Annotated in this window: 5 protein-coding genes; 1 reads left to right on the top strand and 4 read right to left on the bottom strand. The window is 69.6% G+C overall.

Annotated elements, in window-relative coordinates; translation table 11 throughout:
• Nucleotides 1–77 precede the first annotated feature (77 nt).
• The 4 genes from Aph01nite_RS40550 to pdhA all read right to left on the bottom strand — a co-directional run bounded on the left by Aph01nite_RS40550 (nt 78) and on the right by pdhA (nt 4,568).
• Nucleotides 78–845, bottom strand: a complete 768-nt coding sequence (locus tag Aph01nite_RS40550) for a hypothetical protein (protein WP_204046412.1) — start codon at nt 843–845, stop codon at nt 78–80.
• A 209-nt stretch (nt 846–1,054) separates the two neighbouring features.
• Nucleotides 1,055–2,497: a dihydrolipoamide acetyltransferase family protein gene (locus tag Aph01nite_RS40555; protein WP_204046413.1), complete on the bottom strand. Its 1,443-nt coding sequence runs from the start codon at nt 2,495–2,497 to the stop codon at nt 1,055–1,057.
• 11 nt (nt 2,498–2,508) lie between these two features.
• Entirely contained in the window at nt 2,509–3,483 is a 975-nt protein-coding gene (locus Aph01nite_RS40560) for an alpha-ketoacid dehydrogenase subunit beta (protein WP_204046414.1), read from the bottom strand.
• Nucleotides 3,480–4,568 (bottom strand): pyruvate dehydrogenase (acetyl-transferring) E1 component subunit alpha, encoded by a 1,089-nt coding sequence (gene pdhA / locus Aph01nite_RS40565; protein WP_204046415.1) that lies wholly within the window; start codon nt 4,566–4,568, stop codon nt 3,480–3,482. Before pdhA ends, Aph01nite_RS40560 begins: the two co-directional genes overlap by 4 nt.
• A gap of 269 nt (nt 4,569–4,837) precedes the next feature.
• On the opposite strand from pdhA, the gene purS reads away from it, so the two are divergent.
• Nucleotides 4,838–5,089 carry a phosphoribosylformylglycinamidine synthase subunit PurS gene (purS, locus tag Aph01nite_RS40570; RefSeq protein ID WP_204046416.1) on the top strand — a complete coding sequence of 84 codons (252 nt, stop codon included), beginning with the start codon at nt 4,838–4,840 and terminating at the stop codon, nt 5,087–5,089.
• Nucleotides 5,090–5,317: the final 228 nt, after the last annotated feature.

A 5,317-nucleotide genomic window follows, 5' to 3' on the forward strand; every position in this document is an offset into this window, starting at 1 on the left:
CTACGAACCCCAGCCACAACGAGAACCACCCCACAACGGACAGCCACAACGAAGCCAGGCCACACCCGTAGCCGCGGTCAATGCCAGTGCCACTCGATCGAGGCACGGTCACGGCGCTCGGCCAGCCATTCGGCGAAGGCAGCGGATCCGGCAGCGCGCAGAGTGGCCGAGTCGGCAACAGCCGGGCGACGCTCCAGGACCAGGCCGGTGAGGTACGCGTCCCCATGGCGTACCGGACCGACCAGCGTGTCGCGGGGAGCGTGGCGCAGGGGAGCGGGAAGAGCGTGAGCGCGATGCTCGCCGAGGGTGACAGAGGCTTCGGCACAGCCGAGAAGCCCACCCAGGCCGCGCAGGAGTTCACCGTTGATGGGATGGGAGCTGATCACCCAGAGGGCGCGGACCTGGTCGAAGTCGGGACGGTGGGCGTCCAGGTAGGCGGCGGCCAGTTCGGCGGACTTGCGGCGGCGGAAGCGCAGACGGCGGGCGATCGCCGCGATGTAGTCCTCGAACTGCCCGCCGGACATGCCCGTCTCGGCCACCCAGGCGAGCGTCGCCGCGGTATCCCGCAGGCCGATCCCCTGCCGGACGGTCTCGGCGGCGGCCCGGAGCTCGACCTCCGTCAGCGGCTCCGTGTCGCCCAGCGTCTCCGCCTTGATCAGACAGTGCTCGACGATCTCGGCGCAGAGCCCGCGATCATGCTGGGACAGCCGGCGGACCATCGTCACCGCTTCGGCCAGGGTCAGGTGGACGTCGTCCACGCGTACCAGGCAGTCGCCGGGCGACAGGCCGAAATGAGGCCCCGGCCAGCGAACCGGGGTGATGTGCTCCACGCGTTCCGCGGTCACGGGATCCTCCAAGCGCCATCCAGGCACTGGTCGCGCGGCGAGTCCTTCCCGAGGGGGCCCGGCGCCGGTCTCGCCGCGCGACTATTCAGCGAGGCTCCCGTGGCTGCGAAGGCGGGGCAAGCCTTCATCGGGAGCCTGCGCCCAGACTAGGAACGACGTCTTGAGGCTCACTGGTCGCGATCTTGCAGTGCGGTTGTGCGCGTCCCGGGTCAACCCCAGGCGAGCATCCGGATCGGGTCGGTCAGCATCGCCCCGACATCCCGCAGCACGTACGACCCGAGTTCGCCGTCGATGACCCGGTGGTCGAACGACAACGCCAGCGTGGTCACCTTGCGTACGGCCAGCTGCCCGTCCACCACCCACGGCATGTCGCGGATCTGGCCGAACGCCAGGATCGCGGCCTCGCCCGGGTTGAGGATCGGCGTCCCGGCGTCCACCCCGAAGACACCCACATTGGTGATCGTGATGGTCCCGCCGGTCAGCTCGGCCGGGCCGCACCTGCCCGCCCGCGCCCGCTCGGTCAGCTCGGCCAGCGCCCGCGCCAGCCCCGGCAGGGTCATCGCGTCCGCGTCCTTGACGTTGGGCACGATCAGCCCGCGCTCGGTCGCCGCCGCGATGCCCAGGTTCACGTACCGCCTCACGACGATGGCGTCGCCGGCCCAGCTCGCGTTGGCCATCGGATACCGCCGCACGGCCGTGAGCAGGGCTTTCGCGACCAGCAGCAGCGGCGACACCTTGACGCCGTCGAAGTCCGGCAGCGCCCGCAGCCGCTGCACGGCGTTCATCGTCTCGGTGACGTCGATCTGGAGGAACTCGGTCACGTGCGGCGCGGTGAACGCGCTGGCCACCATCGCGGCAGCCGTCGCCTTCCGTACGCCCTTGACCGGGATGCGCTCCTCCCGGGCGAGATCACCGGAGACGATCCGGGGCATCTCCACGACATTTCCGGAATCGGCCGGGGCGATGCCGTTGCGGCCGATGGGGGCGACGCCGGCCAGGTCCGGCCGCGAGACCGCCGCCTGCACGTCCTCCCGGGTGATCGACCCGCCCGGCCCGGTGCCGGCGACGCCGGTCAGATCCACGCCGAGGTCCTTGGCGAGCTTGCGCACCGGCGGCTTCGCCAGGACCGACGTCCTCGCGGAGGAGACCGGAGAGACGGGGGCGTTTCCGGCCCCAGCTGTGCTCGACGTGTTCCCCGGCGCTACCGGGGAGACCTTTTCGCCCTTTTCGTCGGTCGTCGGTTCGGGTCGGGACTTGCGGGGGCGTCGTTTGGTGGCGCCCAGCTTCACGCCGTACCCGACGAGAACCGGCTGGCGTTCCTCACGGGCGGCCGCCGCCTCGGGGTCGGGCACCCGGGGCACCATGTCCTCGGTCAGCGCGGCCGGCTGCGCGGGCGGGGGTTCGCCGTCCTCGGGAACCGTGTCCACCGCGATGATCGGCGACCCGACGTCCACCGTGTCACCCTCGCCGACCAGCAGGCCCACGACCGTGCCCTCGAACGGGCAGGGCAGCTCCACCACGGCCTTCGCCGTCTCGATCTCGACGATGGTCTGGTTCACCCGGACCGGCTCGCCCTCCGAGACGTGCCACTTGACGATCTCCGCCTCGGTCAGGCCCTCGCCGACATCCGGAAGCTTGAACTCACGTCGCATCGCACACCTCCTCAGTACGCCAGGACCCGGTCGACCGCGTCCAGCACGCGGTCCAGGTCGGGCAGGTAGTGGTCCTCCAGCCGGGACGGCGGGTACGGCGTCGAGAAACCGCCCACCCGGAGCACCGGCGACTCCAGCCGGTAGAAGCACGCCTCGCTGATCCGCGCGGCCAGCTCCCCGCCCAGCCCGGTGAAGACCGGGGCCTCGTGCACGACCACGCACCGGCCGGTCCTGTTCACTGAGGCGGCGATCACCTCCATGTCCAGCGGGCTGAGCGAACGCAGGTCGATCACCTCGACCGACCGGCCGTCCTCCTCGGCCGCCGCCGCCGACTCCAGGCACGTCTTGACCATCGGCCCGTACGCCAGGAGGGTCACGTCACTCCCGGTCCGCACCACTTTCGCCTTGTCCAGCGGCAGCCCCGGAGCGTCCAGCTCCACGTCCGCCTTGTCCCAGTAGCGGCGCTTCGGCTCGAAGAACACGATCGGATCGTCGCAGCGCACCGCGTCCTGAATCATCGTGTACGCGTCGACCGGGTTCGAGCACGCGACCACCCGCAACCCACCCGTATGGGTGAAGTACGCCTCCGGCGACTCGCTGTGGTGCTCGACCGCCCCGATCCCGCCGCCGCACGGAATGCGCACCACGACCGGCAGCTTGAGCTTGCCCAGCGAACGCAGCGGCATCTTGGCCAGCTGGGTGATGATCTGGTCGGCGGCCGGGAACACGAACCCGTCGAACTGGATCTCGCAGACCGGCCGGTAGCCGCGCAGGGCCAGCCCGATCGCGGTCCCGATGATGCCCGACTCGGCCAGCGGCGTGTCGATCACGCGGTCCTCGCCGAAGTCCTTCTGCAGGCCGTCGGTGACGCGGAAGACGCCCCCGAGTTTGCCCACGTCCTCGCCCATGACGAGCACTTTGGGATCGGCGTCCATGGCGGCGCGCAGGCCCTCGTTGAGAGCCTTGGCAAGAGTCAGCACGGTCATCGCTCGAACCCCGCAAGGTAGCTGAGGTACTGCTCGCGCTCTTCCGCCATGAGGGCGTGGGGCTCGGCGTACACATGCTCGAAAAGGGCTTCGGGGGAGGGGTCGGGCAGCGCCAGGCAGGCGCGGCGCAGCTCCTTGCCGAGCAGGTCGGCCTCGGCCTCGACCTTGTCGAAGAACTCCTGGTCGGCGAGCTCCCGGCGGAACAGATACGCCTTGACGCGTTCTATCGGATCCTTGAGCTTCCACGCCTCCAGCTCGTCGGCCACCCGGTAGCGGGTCGGGTCGTCGGAGGTGGTGTGCGCGCCCATCCGGTACGTGAACGCCTCGACCATGGTCGGCCCCTGCCCGGCGCGGGCGTCGGCGAGCGCCTTGCGGGTCACCGCGAGGCAGGCGAACACGTCGTTGCCGTCCACCCGCACACCCGGGAAGCCGAAGCCGGACGCCCGCTTGTACAGCGGGATCCTGGACTGCTTCTCCAGCGGCTCGGAGATCGCCCACTGGTTGTTCTGGCAGAAGAACACGACCGGCGCGTTGAACACCGACGCCCAGATGAAGGACTCGTTGACGTCGCCCTGCGAGGTCGCGCCGTCGCCGAAGTACACGATCGAGGCGGCCTCGGCGCCGTCCCGCTGGATGCCCATCGCGTAACCCACCGCGTGCAGCGTCTGGGTGCCGATGACGATCGAATACAGATGGAAATTGTGCTCGTACGGATCCCAGCCGCCGTGGTTGACGCCGCGGAACAGGCCCAGCAGATTGATCGGGTCGACGCCGCGGCACCAGGCCACGCCGTGCTCTCGGTAGGTCGGGAAGGCCATGTCGACGCCGGTGAGCGCGCGGCCCGAGCCGACCTGCGCGGCCTCCTGGCCGAGCAGCGAGGCCCACAGGCCGAGTTCGCCCTGGCGCTGGAGGGCGACGGCCTCCAGGTCGATCCGGCGGACCAGGACCAGGTCGCGGTAGAGGGACCGGACTTCCTCGGCCGTCAGGTCGATGTGGTAGTCGGGATGCTCGATCCGCTCTCCCTCGGGGGTGAGAAGCTGGACGAGTTCGGGGGGAGCCGTGAGGCCGGTGGTGGGGGCAGTCATGTGCCACTCCTGCGCGGTCGGGGCCGGTCACGGGTGGGGTCGCCACCGCGATACGGCCGATTCCAGACGCTTCGGTTCCGGGTGGTGGTGGAACGTCCGCGTATGCGGACATGGTTACAGAGGCCACGCCCCCATGCACAAGACCCCTTCACACTCTCCCCGTTCCCGGTGGTAGACCTCCCACACAATCCACAGGCTGTGGATAACCTGTGGTCGCGCGGGCCGCTAGGCTGACTCGCGTCCAGCACTTCTACCAGGAGGAATTCACAGTGGCGCGCGTGATCGTCGATGTCATGCTCAAGCCGGAGATCCTCGACCCCCAGGGCCAAGCCATCGCCCGCGCCCTCCCCCGCCTGGGCTTCACCTCCGTCACCGACGTACGGCAAGGCAAGAGGTTCGAACTCGAAGTCCCCGGCCCCGCGACCGAAGCCACCCTCGCGGAGGCCCGCAAAATCGCCGAAACCCTCCTCGCCAACACCGTCATCGAGGACTTCACCCTCCACCTCGAACAAGACGCCTAACCTCGAACGTAACCGGCGGATCCCTCCTGGCCACGCTGTTGGGCTCCATTCGGCCCGCTGTCCGAGACGGCTTTTCTATGGCACCTGGGCAGAGCTCCGCTTGGGCCCCAGCACGGGCGCTTCTCCCACCCACCCTTTGTTGAGCGGGCGCTCTGCCCTTCTTCGGGCGCTCGCTGGCATGCCTGGCACAGCCCGGGGTGGTTCTCCCTCCCACCCACCCTTTGTTGA

It is taken from the genome of Acrocarpospora phusangensis, assembly GCF_016862995.1.
In the GTDB taxonomy this organism is placed as follows: Bacteria; Actinomycetota; Actinomycetes; order Streptosporangiales; family Streptosporangiaceae; genus Acrocarpospora; species Acrocarpospora phusangensis.